The sequence below is a fragment of the Colwellia marinimaniae genome (assembly GCF_002207865.1).
In the GTDB taxonomy this organism is placed as follows: domain Bacteria; phylum Pseudomonadota; class Gammaproteobacteria; order Enterobacterales; family Alteromonadaceae; genus Colwellia; species Colwellia marinimaniae.
On sequence record NZ_BDQM01000333.1, the window covers coordinates 1 to 261 of the forward strand.

A 261-nucleotide genomic window follows, 5' to 3' on the forward strand; every position below is an offset into this window, starting at 1 on the left:
AGCCTGCGCTACCTGGACACGGGCGATGCCCAGCTGGCGCAGGTGATCGAGCGCGTCACGCGGCTGCTGGGGCGTGGCGTGCCCACGATGATCCTGGGTGAGACGGGCACCGGCAAGGAGCTGCTGGCGCGAGCCATCCATAACGACGGCCCGCGCGCGCGGGGGCCCTTCGTGGCGGTGAACCGCGCGTCCATTCCCGAGGCGCGGATCGAGGCCGAGCTGTTCGGCTACGAAGAGGGCGCCCTCACCGGCGCGCGCCGC

General features: G+C 73.2%; 1 protein-coding gene. It reads left to right on the top strand.

The window, feature by feature from the left end; all coding sequences use genetic code 11:
* The coding region (locus MTCD1_RS19535) for a sigma 54-interacting transcriptional regulator (protein ID WP_143760197.1) at positions 1-261 on the top strand (261 nt) is incomplete at both ends.